The organism is Roseivivax halodurans JCM 10272 (genome assembly GCF_000521785.1).
GTDB lineage: Bacteria > Pseudomonadota > Alphaproteobacteria > Rhodobacterales > Rhodobacteraceae > Roseivivax > Roseivivax halodurans.
In genome coordinates this window covers 166,337-181,983 of the sequence record NZ_JALZ01000006.1, presented here as the reverse complement: position 1 = coordinate 181,983, position 15,647 = coordinate 166,337, and the positions used below count along the sequence as shown (strand labels likewise).

Genomic DNA, 15,647 nt, shown 5'->3' with positions numbered 1-15,647 from the left:
GCGCGGATCAAGGCAGCATGGATTTTCGTAGGGAAAACAGCACCCGTCTGCGCGGCAGAGGCAAGTCCTCTGACGAAAAAGGCAGAACTATCTGGTGCTTTTCATGAAGGAATTGGTGGAGCCTAGGGGGATCGAACCCCTGACCTCCTGCATGCCATGCAGGCGCTCTCCCAGCTGAGCTAAGGCCCCGTTCCGCGGCGCCTCGGGCGCCGTGGAGCGTCCTCTATCCAAGGGGGCGGACGGGATCAAGAGGAAATCCCGCTCCGCGCCCCCCTCACGCGAGGTCAGTCGTCGTTGTCGTCCGAGACGTCCGCGATCTCGTCGAGCGAGACGTTGTCCTCGTCCTCGTCGTCGTCGAGAACGCTGTCGTCGTCGAGCTCGACATTGACGTCCTCGTCATCGTCGTTGCCTTCGCCGTCCTCGCCCTTCTTCTTCTGCGACTTGCGCGAGGCGCCGTCGGCGGCATCGGCTGCGATCATGCTGCGCTTGCCGGTCTCGACCTCGACGACCTCGCCGGTATAGGGGCTGACGACCGGGTTCTGGTTCAGGTCGTAGAAGCGTTTGCCCGTGGTGGGGCAGACGCGTTTGACACCCCATTCTTCCTTCGGCATGGGAGGTCCCTTTCACGAAAATCGGTGGCTCTTGCGGTGGATCACGGCCCCCTGCCATAAGCCGGAGTGACCGTCAACGGTCAAGTCCGTTGGGCCGTGGTCGCCGCGTGGATGATGAGGTCGAGATATGGGGCGTATCGCGCTGCCCGGCAACCCGCCGATCCCCGTCGAATTGCGCCGCTCCGCGCGGGCCCGCCGCATGTCGCTGCGCCTCTCGGGGGTGGACGGGCAGGTGACGCTGACCTTGCCCCGTCGGGTCCCGGAGGCCGAGGGGCTCGCCTTCCTGCGCGAGAAGGAGGATTGGCTGCGCGGCCATCTCGAGGCGCGCGCGCCGGACTTGGAGGTCGGTATCGGCGCGACCATTCCGATCGAAGGCATCCCTCACGAGATCGTCCCGGGGCAGGGACGTGGGGTGCGCCTCGGGGAAGGCGTTCTGGAGGTGCCCGGAGATCCGGCCCGCGCGGGCGTCCGGGCGCAAGCCTGGCTCAAGGCAAGGGCGCGCGACCGGCTGGCCGGGGCGTCCGACACCTACGCGCGGGCGCTCGGCCGTCCCTATGCGCGGCTCACGCTGCGCGACACCCGCTCGCGCTGGGGCTCGTGCTCCTCGGCGGGCGCGCTGATGTATTCCTGGCGGCTCGTGCTCGCGCCGGCTGAGGTGCTCGACTATGTGGCCGCGCACGAGGTCGCCCATCTTCGGCACATGGATCACAGCCGCGCCTTCTGGGACACGGTGACCGAGCTCTACGGCGACTGGCGCGCGCCGCGGACCTGGCTTCGCCGCGAGGGCGGAGGGCTGCACCGCTACCGGTTCTGAGCGCGGGTTCCGTCGGGCGTTCTTCGGTCCCGGCGACGTGCCCGGATTGACGCGGCCACGGTTTGTGATCACATGGCCCGATGCTCTCGTCGTCCCGCTCCTCGCCGATCTTCGGCCCACGCGCCTCGGATCCGGCACCCTCGGCCCATGACAGGGTCTATCGCGGCCTGCGCTCGCGCATCATGTTCGGCCAGATCGCGCCGGGGGAGGCGCTGACGCTGCGCGGGATCGGGCGGGAGTTCGACGTCTCCATGACGCCGGCCCGGGAGGCCGTCCAGCGGCTGGTCGCGGAGGGGGCACTGTCGATGTCGGCCTCGGGCCGCGTCTCGACGCCGGAGCTGTCGAACGAGCGGATCGAGGAGCTGGCGGCGCTCCGCGCGCTGCTCGAGGTCGAGCTGTCGAGCCGGGCGCTGCCGCGGGCCCACATGGCGCTGATCGAGCGCCTTCAGACCATCAACTCGACCATCTCGGACGTCGTCGCGAACCGCGACGCGGTCGGCTACATCCGGGCCAATCTCGAGTTCCACCGCACGCTCTACCTGCGCGCCCAGGCTCCGGCGATGCTGGCGATGGCGGAGACGGTCTGGCTGCAGCTCGGCCCGACGATGCGGGCGCTCTACACGCGGCTGCGCCGGTCCGAGGCGCCGCATTATCACAGATTGATCATCGCCGCGCTCAAGGCCGGGGACGAGCCCGGGCTGCGCCTTGCCGTCCGATCGGACGTGACGCAGGGGCTGAGGATGCTGGTCGTCTAGGCGGCGAGGCCTTTGGAGCCCATCTTGAGGAACTTCTCGCGACGGGTCTTCACGAGATCCTTGCGGCTGACATCCTCGAGCTGGCCGAGCATGGCGGTCAGCGTCGCGGCGACGCTCGCCATGGTGCTTTCGGGATCGCGGTGCGCGCCGCCGAGCGGCTCGGAGATGATCCGGTCGATGACGCCCAGCTTGTGCAGGTCCTGAGCGGTCAGGCGCAGCGCCTCGGCGGCCTCGCGCATCTTCTCGCTGTCCTTCCAGAGGATCGAGGCACAGCCCTCGGGCGAGATGACCGAGTAGACAGAGTGCTCGAGCATCGCCACGCGGTTGGCGGTGGCGAAGGCGACGGCGCCGCCCGATCCGCCCTCTCCGATGATGATGGACACCAGTGGAACGCCGATCTGCAGGCAGGTCTCGGTCGAGCGGGCGATGGCCTCGGACTGGCCGCGCTCCTCGGCGCCCTTGCCGGGATAGGCGCCGGGCGTGTCGATCAACGTGACGACCGGCAGGCCGAAGCGGTCGGCCATCTCCATGAGGCGGATCGCCTTGCGATAGCCCTCGGGGCGGGCCATGCCGAAATTGTGGGTGAGGCGCGACTGGGTGTCGTTGCCCTTCTCGTGGCCGATCACCACGACCGGGCGGTCGTTGAACCGGGCAAGACCGCCCATCACCGCGTGGTCGTCGCCGAAGGTGCGGTCGCCGGCGAGCGGAGTGTACTCGGTGAAGAGCGCCGCGATGTAGTCCTTGCAATGCGGACGCTCGGGGTGGCGCGCGATCTGGCATTTCCGCCAGGGCGTGAGCTTTCCGTAGAGATCGCGCAGCATCGTCTCGGCCTTGCGGTCGAGCGCGGCGGCCTCGTCGCCGATGTCCATCTCCTGGTTCGCCGCCGCCATGGCGCGCAGTTCTTCGGCCTTGCCTTCGATCTCGGCGAGGGGTTTTTCGAAGTCGAGATAGTGCATGGGATCGGGGCTCCGCGGTTTGAGCCCGATATGGCGGAGGGGAGGGGCGGATGCAACCGCGCCGGGTCAGCCCGCAGAGCCGGCGAGGAACACTGGAACGAGCGTCGCGACGAGCAGGATCGCCATGGCGATGTTGAAGATCCGCAGTCGGCGCGGCGCGCCGAGAAGGCGTCCGATCGCCGTGCCGAGAACGGTCCAGGCCGAGGTCGAGATCAGCGAGCAGGCGACGTAGACCCCCGCAACCCAGAGCACCGAGGACACGCCGCGGCCCGGCGCGTAGAGCGTGATCGCCGAGAGGCCCATCGACCAGGCCTTCGGGTTCACCCACTGGAACGCCGCCGCCTGCAGGAAGGTCAGCGGACGGCCCCCGCTCTCGCTCTCGAACTTCGGTGCGGCGGTTGCGATCTTCCAGGCGAGGTAGAGCAGGTACGCCGCCGATGCGACGCGCAGGATCGTGTAGGCGGGTGGCCAGAGGTCGAACACCGACATCACCCCCAATCCGACGAAGAACACCATCGCCGGAAAGCCGAGCGCGATGCCGGCCATGTGCGGCAGGCTTCGCGCGACGCCGAAATTCGCCCCCGAGGCCATCAGCATGAAGTTGTTCGGCCCCGGCGTGATCACTGTCACGAGGGCGAAAGCCAGAAGGGCGGTGAAGAGCTCGAGCGTCATGGCACGCAGGAAGCACGACCGGCGGGAAGGTGCAATCGCCGCGATGTGGCTCCGTGTGCGCCTTTTGGAAGTGCATGGGCGGCGGCGCTTGCCGGAGCGGGACGGCTCCGGTAGCCCGACCGTGTGCGAGACCTTAGGGAGACCGGAAATGCAGGCCGATTACGCCGAACTCAGCAAGACGATCGCCAGCCTCACCGAGGGCGAGACGGATGCGGTGGCGCTGATGGCGACGGTGGCATGCGAGCTCCACCACGCCGATGCCCGCTTCGACTGGACGGGGTTCTATCGTGTCGTCGGGCCGGAGCTGCTGAAGATCGGGCCGTATCAGGGCGGGCATGGATGCCTCGTCATCCCCTTCGACCGCGGTGTGTGCGGCGCTGCAGCGCGCACCGGCGAGGTGCAGATCGTCGATGACGTCGAGGCGTTTCCCGGGCACATCGCCTGCTCGTCCTCGACGCGCTCCGAGATCGTGCTGCCGGTTCGGAACGGCACGGGGGGCCTGATCGCGGTGCTCGACATCGACAGCGACCGGCCGTCCGCCTTCGGCCCGGGCGATGCGGCCGCGCTCGAGGCGATCCTGCGCGATGCCTTCGCTCGCGCCGAATGAGCTTCGGCGGATGGCTCGTCTTCGCGGCGTTCTGGGTCGTCTTCGTCACCTCCCCGGGGCCGAACGCGGTCAATTGCATCCGGAACGGCATGACGCTCGGCCTGCCGCGCGCGCTCATCGGGGTGAGTGCGATCCTCGCGCAGGCGCTCCTGTTCCTGTGCCTCTCGGCTGCGGGCGTGACGGCGCTGATCGCCGCCTCGCCAGCGGCGTTCGGCATCGCGCGGATCGCCGGAGCGGCGGTGCTGATCGGGCTCGGCATCCGGACCTGGCGGTCGGCGGCGCGCGATCTCGGTGAGGCGCCCGCCCGCGCCGGCTCCGTCTGGCTGAGCGCATTCCTGATCGCGGCGATCAACCCCAAGAGCGTCGCGGGCTACCTCGCCGCCTTCTCGCAATTCGTCGAACCCGGCGTGCCGATCTGGACGCAGATGATCCTGATCGTCCCGACCGCGCTGGTCATCACCGCGGCGAGCTATACCGGCTATACCGCCCTCGGCGCCTGGCTCGGTCAGCGGGCTCTGTCGGCGATTGCCGAGGTCTGGGTGCGCCGCGGCCTCGCGGCCTGCTTCATCGCCTACGGGATCGCGCTGGCCGCCTCGGCGGTGATCGGGTGATCGCGCTGCTGCCAGACGCCGGGACGCTGGCGGCCTTCCTCGGCGCGGGGCTTGTGCTGAACCTCACCCCCGGCGCGGACGTGATGTTCGCGCTTGCCTGCGGCGCCCGGGGCGGTCCGCGTGCCGGGATCGCCGCTGCGGCTGGAGTGGCGGTCGGCTGCCTCTTTCACGTCCTCCTCACCGCCGCAGGGCTGGCGGCGGTTCTGGCGGCGACGCCCGCCGCGCTCGATCTCGTGCGCTACGCGGGCGCGGCCTATCTTGCGTGGCTCGCGCTGCATGCATGGCGGGCAACGCCACCAGAGACCGATGAGGCTGGCACCGAGAGCCTTCTGCGCGCCTTCGGCAAGGGTGTCGTGACCAACGTGCTGAACCCCAAGGTCGCGCTCTTCATCCTCGCCTTCCTGCCGCAATTCGCCGATCCGGACCGCGGGCCGGTCTGGGCGCAGTTGCTCGTCCTCGGAACGCTCTTCGCCCTGACCGGTCTTCTCGTAACCGGCACGTACGGGGCGGCGGGGGGTGTGCTGCGGTCCCGGCTCGCCGCTCGGTCGAGGTTGCTCGATCGCATGTCCGCCCTTGTCTTCGCGGCACTGGCCGTCCGGCTGGTGGTAGCCTAGATCCGGCCGCATCATCGAAGGGGAATACGGGCATGGCGCGGATCACGCTACTCGACGGCGGCGTCGGCCAGGAGATCGCAAAGCGCGGGTCGGCGACGGACGATCCGCTCTGGGCGACGCGGGTGCTGCTCGACAGGCCTGGCCTGACGGAACGGGTCCATCGCGACTTCTTCGAGGCCGGAGCCACGATCGCCACCGCCAACACCTATGCCATCCTGCCCGACCGGCTGAGCCATGACGGGCTCGGCGACCGGATCGGGGAACTAAGGGCGCTGGCGATAGAGGAGGCGCGGGCGGCGCGCGATGCGCACGGGTTCGGCCTCGTCGCGGGCGCCATCGGACCGCTCCGGGCGACCTACCGGCCGGACCTCTTTCCCGATCACGGCACCGCCGTCGGGGAATATACCGATGTGGTCACGGTGCTTTCGCCCGAGACCGACCTTCTGATCTTCGAGACCGTTGCCTCGGTCGGTCACGCCCGCGCCGCGCTGGCGGCGATGCAGGCGACCAAGCGACCCTGCTGGCTCGCGGTCACCGTCTCGGACACCGACGGCACCAGGCTGCGCTCGGGCGAAGAGGTGTCGGAACTCGTCCCGCTGGTGCGCGACAGCGCCGCCGAGGCCGTCCTGATCAATTGCTCGGCGCCGGAAGCGGTGGGAGACGCGCTTGACGCTCTGGCGGGCGTGACATGCCCGCGCGGCGCCTATGCCAATGGCTTCGAGACGATCACCGAGGAGTTTCTCGCGGCGCGGCCCGCCGTCGACCGCCTTTCGGCGCGGCGCGACATGGGGCCGGATCGGTACGCGGACTTCGCTGCGGACTGGCTCTCCCGTGGGGCCGAGATCGTCGGGGGATGCTGCGAGACCGGCCCCGCCCACATCGCTGCCGTGGCGCGGCATCTGCGCGCCGGCGGACACGAGATCGCCTGACGGCTTGCGGGCGGACCCGCGCGCTGGCAGGAGGCCGGGTCATGACAGGCAGCTACGACCCGCCGCAGGAGGAGATCCCGGTCCTCCATGCCGATCACGAGATCCTCGTGGTCGACAAGCCCGCGGGGCTGCTCTCCGTGCCGGGCAAGGGGCCGGAGCTGTCGGACTGCCTGATCGAACGCCTGAAGGTCGCCTTCCCGGAGGTTCTGCTGGTCCACCGTCTCGACCGGGACACCTCGGGCGTCATGGTCTTTGCGCTGACGCCCCACGCGCAGCGGCATCTCGGCCTGCAATTCGAGAAACGGCAGATGAAGAAGACATATGTCGCGCGCGTCGCCGGCCGTCTCGATCCACCGAGGGGCAGCGTCGATCTCCCCATCGCCGTGGACTGGCCGAACCGCCCCCTGCAGAAGGTCGACCATCTCGAGGGGCGCAGCGCGATCACCGACTGGAAGGTGCAGAGGCAGGGGGACGACGAGACGCGGGTGCGGCTCTATCCCCAGACCGGGCGGAGCCATCAGCTGCGGGTGCATTGCCTCGCGCTCGGGCATCCCATCCTGGGCGATCCGCTCTACGCGCCGGAGACGGCCGGGGAGTATTCCCGCATGATGCTTCACGCCGAGGAATTGCGGCTGCGGCATCCCAATGGCGGCGCGGGCGTCAAGTTCCGGGCCAAGCCGCCGTTCTGACCCTCAGCCGTTCCAGCGGACGCTGCCCGCCTCGGAGGTGTCGTAGCCGCCAAGGCGCGCGGCCTGATCGCTGAAGGCGGCGCTGCCGAGGAACGCGATCAGGCGTTGCATCTCGGGTTCGAAATAGGCGCGCCGGTCGATCAGCAGATCGAAGCGCTCCTCGATCAGCGGCACGAACCGCAACCCATGGGCGGCGGCGAGCGCCTCGAGACCGAAGGTCGCCTCCGCAGCGCCCTGCTGGACCGCCATGACCGCGTCCTGCTCGCTGAGCGCCGGCGGAGCCAGGTCCAGCGATGCCCGGGAGAGGCCGGCTTGGTTCAGCAGATGGCCGAAGACGGATTCGGTGCCGGAGCCGGGCTGGCGCGGCACGAGCCTGCGCCCCTCGAGGCCGGGAATGTCTGTCACCGAACTATCGGCGCGCGTCACGATGCCCCGTCTGCGGGCCGCGAAGGCGATCAGCACCGCGTCCTGCCCCGAGGCCTCTTTCGCGACGACGGGAATGTTCCATTCTCCGCTGTCGAAGAGGTGCAGGCCCGTCGCCACGCCCTCACGAGCGCAGAAGCGGCGCAGCCCGCCCGAACTGCCTTCGAAATACGTCGCGAGCCCGGTCTGAGCCTGTCGGAGCGTCCAGTCGAGAAGCGGATCGTGCGAGCCGAGAAACACCATCGGTCGCGCTTTCGGAGGGGCGCTGCCGCTGAGCGTTCCGGACGCGATCCACGCGCGGATGTCGCGGGCCGGGAAGAGCAGCTTCCCCGTCACCTTTGCGCAGGGCACGTCGCCGGAGGCGGCAAGGTCGTAGACCTTGCGCTCCTTGATACGCAACAGGTCGGCGAGCTCGCGGACGGTGAGATATTCGGGGTCTGGAGCGGAGGTCTGCATCATGCGCGAGGATGCACCGGGCGGGCCGGCGCGACAAGGCGGCGACTTGCCCGGAGGCCCTCGTGGCGGCATCGTCTGTGCGAAAGAACTCCGGAGGGTGCCCGATGACCAAGACGACACTTCGCGACGGCGAGCGCGTGCTCGATCTCGGACCGCCGGGCGATGCCGAGCTCCGCTTCATCGGGCGCATCCGCACCCCCTTCGCGACCCGCGCCGATTGCCCGCGGCAGGGGCGCGAGGACGGGCCGGATTGCGCGCTCGAGCTTCTGCCCGAGCTGGCGCCGGCGCTCGACGGACTGGCGGAAGGCTTCGCTCGCGCCGACGTGCTCTACTGGCTCGACCGCTCGCGGCGCGATCTCGTGCATCAGAGCCCGAAATCCGATGGGCGAGTCACGGGGACGTTTGCGCTCCGCTCTCCTGTACGGCCGAACCCGATCGGCCTTTCGCGCGTCAGGATCGTGCGGCGCGAAGGCCATGTGCTGATCGTCCGCGGGCTCGATTGCATCGACGGAACGCCGCTTCTCGACATCAAGCCCGAGGCCTGCAGCTTCTCTCCGCAGGCGCCGCTTAAGGCCGCCGACGAGAGGTGATTCCTGGGCGCCTGTTTTTCGGGCGCGTTGCATAAGTTTTGAGCGGCGATCGCAGCGCGGACGGGTCATTGCCCGACCTGCGGCGCCCGACCGGATTGCCGCTCCCGCCCGAGCCGTGAAGGATAGTCGCAATCAGGCGAGGGGCGGATCATTCCATACGATCAGGGCATAGGGCAGAACGCGGCGCAGCGCGCCCATGGCCGCGCACGGCTCGCCGTGCGGCGCCGGGGGGAGTCGTCGGTCATTGCCGACCTGATGCAGAGCGGATCGTCCAAGCTGATGTTTCCCCATCCGCAGGGCGATGCGCTGCAGGCGGTCTGGCTGAACACCGCGGGCGGCATCACCGGCGGGGACGACTTTTCCCTCTCCGTTGAGGTCGCGCCGGAGGCCAAGGTCGCGCTGACCACGCAGGCCGCCGAACGGATCTACCGCGCGGTGCCCGGAGCGCCCGGCCGGGTCAGGACGCGGCTGTCGGCGGGCCAGGGCGCGATGCTGCATTGGCTGCCCCAGGAGACGATCCTCTTCGACCGCGGCTCGCTCGACCGGACGCTCTCCGTCGATCTTGCGGGGTGCGCAAGCTTCCTCGGGATCGAGACGCTGATCTTCGGGCGGGCCGCGATGGGCGAGCGGGTGCGCGATCTGCATCTGCGGGATCGGATCGATCTCCGCGTCGACGGCACGCTGGTCTATGCCGACCGTCTCGCGCTCGACGGTGACGCCGAGACGACGCTCGGACGGCCCCATGTCGCGGATGGTGCAGGTGCCGTCGCGACGCTGATCCTCGCCGCGCCCGGCGCGTCCGGCCGGCTTGACAGCATTCGGACTGGGTTGCCGGACACCGCGGGAGCGTCCGCGCCGAGCGAGGATCTGGTCGTCGCGCGCCTCCTTGCGCCTGACGGCTTCGAGATGCGCCGGACCCTTGTGCCCCTTCTGACGGCGCTGAGCGACGCGCCGCTGCCCCGACCCTGGATGATCTGAGACCGACATGAACCTGACCCCCCGCGAGAAGGACAAGCTGATGGTGGCGATGGCGGCCGAGGTCGCGCGCCGGCGTCTCGCCCGCGGCGTGAAGCTGAACCATCCCGAAGCGGTGGCCCTGATCACCGACGCGGTGGTCGAGGGCGCTCGCGACGGCCGCTCCGTCTCCGAGATGATGCAGGCCGGCGCGCGGGTGATCCGCGCCGAGCAATGCATGGAGGGCGTGCCCGAGATGATCACCGAGGTGCAGGTCGAGGCGACGTTCCCGGACGGAACCAAGCTCGTCACCGTCCACAACCCCATCCGCTGACATGCCGGGGCGATGGCCCCGCAGAAGGAGACATCACATGCTGAGAAGCGCCCCTTTCATCCTCCTCGCGGCACCGGCCGCTGCCCATCCGGGCGCCCACGTCCACCCTCATGACGGCGCAAGCTGGCTCGCGGTGGTCGGCGCGCTCGCCGTGCTCGTCCTTGCGGGTGGCGTTGTAGCGGCCCGTCGGAGGAACCGGCGGTGATCCCCGGAGAGATTTTCGTCGGTCCGGGCGATCTCACCCTGAACGAGGGGCGCGAGGCGATCACCCTGATGGTGGCCAATACCGGCGACCGTCCGGTGCAGGTCGGCTCCCATTACCACTTCGCCGAAGCGAATCCGGCGCTCGACTTCGACCGGAGCGCGGCGCACGGGCACCGGCTCGACATCGCGGCCGGCACGGCCGTGCGTTTCGAGCCGGGACAGCGGCGGGAGGTGCAGCTCATTCCGTATTCCGGGGGTCGCCGTGTCTACGGTTTCAATCAGAAGGTGATGGGAGCCCTCTGAGGCGCGGGGCACCGCCCAAGGTGCCGCAACGGAAAACCAGTGCTTGTGCTGCGATGCAGCGTCATGGTTTCCTGCGCGCGGTGGAGCCTCCACCCGGCCCCGATCGCCACGGATCACGCAAGGAAGAGACGAGATGCTGATGATGACCCCGATGACCGCTGCAAGCCAAATGGCGGTCTGGACGAGCCAGGCCTGGGGGGCGCAGCTCCGCGTCGCTCAGTTCTTCTACGATGCCGCCCTGCAGCAGTCGCGGCTGTTCTGGGACCTGCCTATGGCTCGCCCGGTGAACCTCTGCGGCGTCGCACCTGTGGCCCGGAATGCCGCGAAGCCCGCCGCCCGCGCGGCCGAGAAGGCGGCCGAGGCCGCTCCGGCCAACACTGCTCCACCACGGAAACGCGCCGTCAGTCCCGCACCGGCAGCCGGAACCAAGGCGGGGGATGCTCCGGCCAAGACAGGTGCCAAGACTACCGCGAAGAAAGCCACGACAACCAAGGCGACCGCAGCGAAGGCAGAGACGCCTGCTGCGAAAAGTGCGGCAAAGTCGACATCGAGCGCCTCGACAACGTCCAAGCCGAGCGCATCGACGGCGTCGAAACCGAAAGCTTCGACCGCCAGCGCGGCCAAGTCAGAGACCAAGGGGAGCGGCTCGAAGGCCGATACGTCCAAATCGGACGCCGCCAAAACCGCGACGTCCTCGAAGTCCACTGCGACCGGCCAGACTGTCTCGACCCAAGGCAAGGCAGAGACAGCAGCGACGACTGCCGAGACCAAGGATGCTTCCGATACCCCGAAATCGCAGACGGCAGCCGCTGCGGCAAAGTCCGAGACCCCGGCGTCCGGCTCCGGCAGCAGTGACAAGGCGGCCCCCGCGACATCCGGCAACGCAACCGCCAGCGATGTGAAGCCCGCCTCGAAAACCAGTGCCAAGGCGGCCGACGCCACGACCGGCGCCACCGCGACGCGGACGCCGAAAGTCGAGGCCAAAGACGACGATGCCAAGCCCGGGACCCGCCGCCGGGCGCGGCGGCAGCCGGCGACCCCACCCACCATGCCCGAGGCCTCGACCTCGGACGCGGAGAGCTGACTTATACCGGGCCGCGGCGCTCGCGTCGCGGCCCCTGACCGACAGGAGCCCCGTCCCATGCCCGCCACCCTTTCGCGCGCCGATCATGCGGCGATGTTCGGCCCGACCACCGGGGATCGAGTCCGCCTCGCCGACACCGATCTCGTCATCGAGGTCGAGCGCGACCTGACCGGGCCCTACGGCGAGGAGGTGAAGTTCGGCGGAGGCAAGGTGATCCGCGACGGCATGGGCCAGAGCCAGGCCTCGCGTGCGGAAGGCGCCGTCGACACGGTGATCACGAATGCGCTGATCGTGGACGCGACCGGCATCTACAAGGCGGATGTGGGTCTGCGGGACGGGCGCATCGCGAAGATCGGCAAGGCCGGGAATCCCGACACCCAGCCGGGCGTGGACATCGTCATCGGTCCGGGTTCCGAGGTGATCGCGGGGGAGGGGCGCATCCTGACCGCCGGCGGCTTCGATTCGCACATCCACTTCATCTGCCCGCAGCAGATCGAGGACGCGCTCCATTCCGGCATCACCACCATGCTCGGCGGCGGCACAGGCCCGGCGCACGGCACGCTCGCCACGACCTGCACGCCGGGGCCGTGGCATATCGGCCGGATGCTGCAGGCTCTCGACGCCTTCCCGATGAATTTCGGACTCGCGGGCAAGGGCAACGCCTCGCTTCCGGGCGCGCTCGAGGAGCAGGTGCGCGCCGGGGCCTGCTCGCTCAAGCTGCACGAGGACTGGGGCACGACGCCCGGCTCGATCGACAATTGCCTGTCCGTGGCCGACGACATGGACGTGCAGGTGATGATCCACACCGACACGCTGAACGAGAGCGGCTTTGTCGAGAACACCGTCGCGGCCATGAAGGGCCGGACCATCCACGCCTTCCACACCGAGGGCGCGGGCGGCGGGCACGCCCCAGACATCATCAAGATATGCGGCGAGGACTTCGTCCTGCCGTCGTCGACCAACCCGACGCGGCCCTACACGGCAAACACGATCGAAGAGCATCTCGACATGCTCATGGTGTGCCATCATCTCGACAAGCGCGTGCCCGAGGACGTCGCCTTCGCCGAGAGCCGCATCCGGCGCGAGACCATCGCCGCCGAGGACATCCTGCATGACATGGGGGCGTTCTCGATCATCGCGTCGGACAGCCAGGCGATGGGCCGGATCGGCGAAGTGATCATCCGCACCTGGCAGACCGCCGACAAGATGCGCAAGCAGCGCGGACGCCTCTCGGGCGAAACCGGCGACAACGACAACCTCCGCGTCCGCCGCTACATCGCGAAATACACGATCAATCCCGCGATCGCCCACGGCATGGCTCACGAGCTTGGCAGCATCGAAGAGGGCAAGCGCGCCGATCTCGTGCTCTGGTCACCCGCCTTCTTCGGGGTGAAGCCCGACATGGTCCTGATCGGCGGCACCATCGCGATGGCGCAGATGGGCGATCCGAACGCCTCGATCCCGACGCCGCAGCCGGTCTATTCGCGGCCCATGTTCGGCGCCTATGGCCGGTCGGTGGAGCGCTCGGCGGTGCTCTTCGTCTCCGAGGCGGCACAGTCGGATGCCATCGGAGCCTCGCTGGGCCTCGCCAAGTCGACGGTCGCGGTGAAGGGTACGCGCGGCATCGGCAAGAAGGATCTCGTCCTCAACGATTACGCGCCGGTGATGGAGGTCGATCCGGAAACCTACGAGGTCAGGGCCGACGGCGAGCTCCTGACCTGCGAGCCCGCCACGGTCCTGCCGATGGCGCAGCGTTACTTCCTCTTCTGAAAGGTCCGTTCCATGTCGTCACTGCATAGCGGGGATGGAGTATTGGCCGTTGGGTGTCGTTCTCACATTGCCTATTTCGTGGGCACGGGAGGAGATGACACAGACGCAACGGACCGAATCGATGGCACAGAGTGCACCCGCAACCGCAACACACACCTCCTTCGGGGGGATCCTCGACCGTATGACGGAGGGCCTGACCAGGGGCCTGACCTTTCTCGTCGAGAACAACCCGCGCTATGGCCAGATCTCGGCGATCAACGGGATGTCCGACGCCGAGCTGAGCAAGCGCGGCACGACGCGCGCCGACCTCGTGCGCAAGGTCTTCAGCGACCGCTACTATCTCTGACCGCGGGCGATCCCGCGGTCATGCTTGCCGGGGGCGCGACATGAGCGCCCCCGACCTCGTCTCCCGACATGTTCACCCGCACGCCCATGCAGAGCCCGCAGGCCGGGTCAGCCTCGACTACGAGGCGCGCTTCCTGCGCCGCAAGGTGCTGACGCTCGAAGACGGGCGCCGCCTGCTGGTCGATCTTCCCCATACGACCTCGCTCGATCACGGCTCGGTTCTCGTTGCCGAAAGCGGCGAGGAAATCGCGGTCGACGCCGCGCCCGAGCCGCTGCTGGCGGTCACGGGCAATCTCACCCGGCTCGCCTGGCATATCGGCAACCGCCACACGCCCTGCCAGATCGAGGAAGACCGGCTGCTGATCCGGCGCGACCACGTCATGTCCGACATGCTGGCGCGGATCGGCGCCGAGGTGACCGAGATCGTCGCGCCGTTCACCCCCGAGGGCGGCGCCTACGGCCACGGCCGCACGCACGGGCACGACCATTCCCACGCGCAGGGGCCGGACGGTCACAGCCACAGCCACGCTCATGAGCATTGAGCGGCTGACGCTGCACCAGATCTTCTCGCCCGCCTTCCCGACGGGCGGCTTCGCCTATTCCCACGGGCTCGAAACATTGGTGGCGACGGGCCGCGTGACCTCGGCCGGGGACGCGCAGGACTGGCTTTCGACCTGGCTGGCCCACGGAGCGGGATGGACCGATGCGGTGATCTTTGCCCATGCCGCGCGCGGAGACGCGCCCGCGCCGCTGGACGAGTTGGCCATCGCTCTCGCAGGCTCGGCCGAGCGCAGGCGCGAGACCGCGCTGCAGGGCGCGGCCTTCGCCGCCACGATGCGCCATGTCTGGGGCCTCGATCTGCCGGACTTGGCTTATCCCGTCGCCGCGGGGCGCGCGGTGCACCTGCTCGGTCTCGATCCCGGACAGGCGCTCGAAGCCGCGCTGCTCTCGGCCTGTTCCAACTTCACCGGCGCCGCGATCCGGCTTGTTCCGCTCGGGCAAGCGCAGGGGCAGGGAATCCTCGCCGCGCTGACACCTCTCTGCGCGGACCGGGCCGCCGCCGCGCTCTGCGCTACCCTGGACGATCTCGGCGGCTTCGCCCCGGCGATCGACATCGCGTCAGCGCGACACGAGACCCTGCCCGTGCGGCTTTTCCGTTCCTGAAAGGAGACCTCACATGCCTTCTCCCAACGGCCCGCTCCGCGTCGGCATCGGCGGCCCCGTCGGCGCCGGCAAGACCACGCTGACCGCCGAGCTTGCCAAGGCTCTCAGCCCGCATCTGTCGATGGCGGTGATCACCAACGACATCTACACGCAGGAGGACGCCGAAGCTCTGATGCGCCGGCAGATCCTCCCGCTCGAGCGCATCCGGGGCGTCGAGACCGGCGGCTGCCCGCATACCGCGATCCGCGAGGATGCCTCGATCAACCTCGCCGCCATCGCGGAGCTGACGGAGCGGCTGCCCGATCTCGAGCTCGTCCTGATCGAGAGCGGCGGGGATAACCTTTCGGCCACGTTCTCGCCCGAACTGGCGGACTTGACGATCTACGTCATCGACGTCGCCGCCGGAGAGGAGATCCCGCGCAAGGGCGGCCCAGCGATCACCCGCTCCGACATCCTCGTCGTCAACAAGACCGACCTCGCGCCTTACGTGGGCGCCTCGCTCGAGGTGATGGAGCGCGATTCCGCCCGCATGCGGCCCGCGCTGCCGACCGTCTTCGCGCAGCTGAAGCACGGTGTCGGCGTGGACGAGATCGTCGGGCTTCTCGCCGGGGTCGGCGGGCTCTCACTCGGTGCGGAGGCTGCCGAGTGAGGAAGCATGCCGGCTGGATCGGCCTGTACCTGCGCGGAGAGCGGCTGGGACCGGTCACGGCCTTGGCGTCGTGGATAGGGCTGCGGATGAACCTTGCGGCCCGACGCTTCGCG

At 69.1% G+C, this 15,647-nt stretch carries 22 protein-coding genes and 1 tRNA gene; 18 read left to right on the top strand and 5 right to left on the bottom strand.

Going from position 1 to position 15,647, the window contains the following annotated elements:
• Nucleotides 1-113 precede the first annotated feature (113 nt).
• Together OCH239_RS08180 and OCH239_RS08175 are read right to left on the bottom strand one after the other, a co-directional pair.
• A tRNA-Ala gene (locus OCH239_RS08180) sits at nucleotides 114-189 on the bottom strand.
• Between the two features lie 95 nt (nucleotides 190-284).
• Nucleotides 285-611, bottom strand: coding sequence for a TIGR02300 family protein (locus OCH239_RS08175; RefSeq protein WP_037260849.1), 327 nt, complete (start codon nucleotides 609-611; stop codon nucleotides 285-287).
• A gap of 127 nt (nucleotides 612-738) precedes the next feature.
• Between OCH239_RS08175 and OCH239_RS08170 the strand changes: the two genes are divergently transcribed.
• Nucleotides 739-1,425 (top strand): M48 family metallopeptidase, encoded by a 687-nt coding sequence (locus OCH239_RS08170; RefSeq protein ID WP_037260847.1) that lies wholly within the window; start codon nucleotides 739-741, stop codon nucleotides 1,423-1,425.
• An 80-nt stretch (nucleotides 1,426-1,505) separates the two neighbouring features.
• The gene (locus tag OCH239_RS08165) at nucleotides 1,506-2,180 is read left to right on the top strand and encodes a GntR family transcriptional regulator (protein ID WP_051489363.1); all 675 of its coding nucleotides are present in this window, start codon (nucleotides 1,506-1,508) and stop codon (nucleotides 2,178-2,180) included.
• Here the strand turns inward: OCH239_RS08165 and OCH239_RS08160 are convergent.
• Both OCH239_RS08160 and OCH239_RS08155 read right to left on the bottom strand, forming a co-directional pair.
• The gene (locus OCH239_RS08160) at nucleotides 2,177-3,136 is read right to left on the bottom strand and encodes an acetyl-CoA carboxylase carboxyltransferase subunit alpha (RefSeq protein WP_037260845.1); all 960 of its coding nucleotides are present in this window, start codon (nucleotides 3,134-3,136) and stop codon (nucleotides 2,177-2,179) included. The genes OCH239_RS08165 and OCH239_RS08160 overlap by 4 nt on opposite strands.
• A 66-nt stretch (nucleotides 3,137-3,202) precedes the next feature.
• Complete coding sequence (locus OCH239_RS08155; RefSeq protein ID WP_037260842.1) at nucleotides 3,203-3,808, bottom strand: LysE family translocator; 606 nt, start codon at nucleotides 3,806-3,808, stop codon at nucleotides 3,203-3,205.
• 148 nt (nucleotides 3,809-3,956) lie between these two features.
• Between OCH239_RS08155 and OCH239_RS08150 the strand changes: the two genes are divergently transcribed.
• Genes OCH239_RS08150 through OCH239_RS08130 form a run of 5 tightly spaced genes read left to right on the top strand, consistent with a single transcriptional unit; the run spans nucleotide 3,957 to nucleotide 7,258 of the window.
• Nucleotides 3,957-4,415 carry a GAF domain-containing protein gene (locus OCH239_RS08150; RefSeq protein WP_037260840.1) on the top strand — a complete coding sequence of 153 codons (459 nt, stop codon included), beginning with the start codon at nucleotides 3,957-3,959 and terminating at the stop codon, nucleotides 4,413-4,415.
• Nucleotides 4,412-5,026, top strand: coding sequence for a LysE family translocator (locus tag OCH239_RS08145; protein ID WP_037260837.1), 615 nt, complete (start codon nucleotides 4,412-4,414; stop codon nucleotides 5,024-5,026). The genes OCH239_RS08150 and OCH239_RS08145 overlap by 4 nt, the downstream gene beginning before the upstream one ends.
• Entirely contained in the window at nucleotides 5,023-5,640 is a 618-nt protein-coding gene (locus OCH239_RS08140; protein ID WP_244430325.1) for a LysE family translocator, read from the top strand. The genes OCH239_RS08145 and OCH239_RS08140 overlap by 4 nt, the downstream gene beginning before the upstream one ends.
• 32 nt (nucleotides 5,641-5,672) lie before the next feature.
• On the top strand, nucleotides 5,673-6,569 hold the full coding sequence (locus tag OCH239_RS08135; protein WP_037260835.1) for a homocysteine S-methyltransferase family protein: 897 nt from the start codon (nucleotides 5,673-5,675) through the stop codon (nucleotides 6,567-6,569).
• 41 nt (nucleotides 6,570-6,610) lie between these two features.
• Nucleotides 6,611-7,258: an RluA family pseudouridine synthase gene (locus OCH239_RS08130; RefSeq protein ID WP_037260832.1), complete on the top strand. Its 648-nt coding sequence runs from the start codon at nucleotides 6,611-6,613 to the stop codon at nucleotides 7,256-7,258.
• A 3-nt stretch (nucleotides 7,259-7,261) separates the two neighbouring features.
• Here the strand turns inward: OCH239_RS08130 and OCH239_RS08125 are convergent, their stop codons facing one another.
• Nucleotides 7,262-8,140 (bottom strand): helix-turn-helix transcriptional regulator, encoded by an 879-nt coding sequence (locus tag OCH239_RS08125; RefSeq protein ID WP_037260829.1) that lies wholly within the window; start codon nucleotides 8,138-8,140, stop codon nucleotides 7,262-7,264.
• 101 nt (nucleotides 8,141-8,241) lie between these two features.
• Here OCH239_RS08125 and tsaA point away from each other — a divergent pair, with 101 nt between their 5' ends.
• The 11 genes from tsaA (at nucleotide 8,242) to ureG (ending at nucleotide 15,534) form a co-directional block, all read left to right on the top strand.
• Nucleotides 8,242-8,727 carry a tRNA (N6-threonylcarbamoyladenosine(37)-N6)-methyltransferase TrmO gene (gene tsaA, locus OCH239_RS08120; protein WP_037260826.1) on the top strand — a complete coding sequence of 162 codons (486 nt, stop codon included), beginning with the start codon at nucleotides 8,242-8,244 and terminating at the stop codon, nucleotides 8,725-8,727.
• A 279-nt stretch (nucleotides 8,728-9,006) separates the two neighbouring features.
• The gene (locus tag OCH239_RS08115) at nucleotides 9,007-9,705 is read left to right on the top strand and encodes an urease accessory protein UreD (protein WP_244430324.1); all 699 of its coding nucleotides are present in this window, start codon (nucleotides 9,007-9,009) and stop codon (nucleotides 9,703-9,705) included.
• A gap of 7 nt (nucleotides 9,706-9,712) precedes the next feature.
• A complete protein-coding gene (locus OCH239_RS08110; protein WP_037260820.1) occupies nucleotides 9,713-10,015 on the top strand; it encodes an urease subunit gamma in 303 nt (100 codons plus the stop codon).
• 37 nt (nucleotides 10,016-10,052) lie between these two features.
• Nucleotides 10,053-10,220 carry an LPXTG cell wall anchor domain-containing protein gene (locus tag OCH239_RS22605; RefSeq protein WP_157577827.1) on the top strand — a complete coding sequence of 56 codons (168 nt, stop codon included), beginning with the start codon at nucleotides 10,053-10,055 and terminating at the stop codon, nucleotides 10,218-10,220.
• Complete coding sequence (locus OCH239_RS08105) at nucleotides 10,217-10,522, top strand: urease subunit beta (RefSeq protein ID WP_037260817.1); 306 nt, start codon at nucleotides 10,217-10,219, stop codon at nucleotides 10,520-10,522. Before OCH239_RS22605 ends, OCH239_RS08105 begins: the two co-directional genes overlap by 4 nt.
• A 133-nt stretch (nucleotides 10,523-10,655) precedes the next feature.
• On the top strand, nucleotides 10,656-11,606 hold the full coding sequence (locus tag OCH239_RS22600; protein WP_157577826.1) for a hypothetical protein: 951 nt from the start codon (nucleotides 10,656-10,658) through the stop codon (nucleotides 11,604-11,606).
• A gap of 57 nt (nucleotides 11,607-11,663) precedes the next feature.
• Nucleotides 11,664-13,376, top strand: coding sequence for an urease subunit alpha (ureC, locus tag OCH239_RS08095; protein ID WP_037260811.1), 1,713 nt, complete (start codon nucleotides 11,664-11,666; stop codon nucleotides 13,374-13,376).
• 121 nt (nucleotides 13,377-13,497) lie between these two features.
• The gene (locus OCH239_RS08090; RefSeq protein WP_037260808.1) at nucleotides 13,498-13,722 is read left to right on the top strand and encodes a hypothetical protein; all 225 of its coding nucleotides are present in this window, start codon (nucleotides 13,498-13,500) and stop codon (nucleotides 13,720-13,722) included.
• Nucleotides 13,723-13,762: 40 nt separating this feature from the next.
• Entirely contained in the window at nucleotides 13,763-14,263 is a 501-nt protein-coding gene (gene ureE, locus OCH239_RS08085; protein WP_037260804.1) for an urease accessory protein UreE, read from the top strand.
• A complete protein-coding gene (locus OCH239_RS08080) occupies nucleotides 14,253-14,885 on the top strand; it encodes an urease accessory protein UreF (protein ID WP_037260802.1) in 633 nt (210 codons plus the stop codon). Before ureE ends, OCH239_RS08080 begins: the two co-directional genes overlap by 11 nt.
• Before the next feature lie 13 nt (nucleotides 14,886-14,898).
• The gene (gene ureG, locus OCH239_RS08075) at nucleotides 14,899-15,534 is read left to right on the top strand and encodes an urease accessory protein UreG (RefSeq protein WP_037260800.1); all 636 of its coding nucleotides are present in this window, start codon (nucleotides 14,899-14,901) and stop codon (nucleotides 15,532-15,534) included.
• Nucleotides 15,535-15,647: the final 113 nt, after the last annotated feature.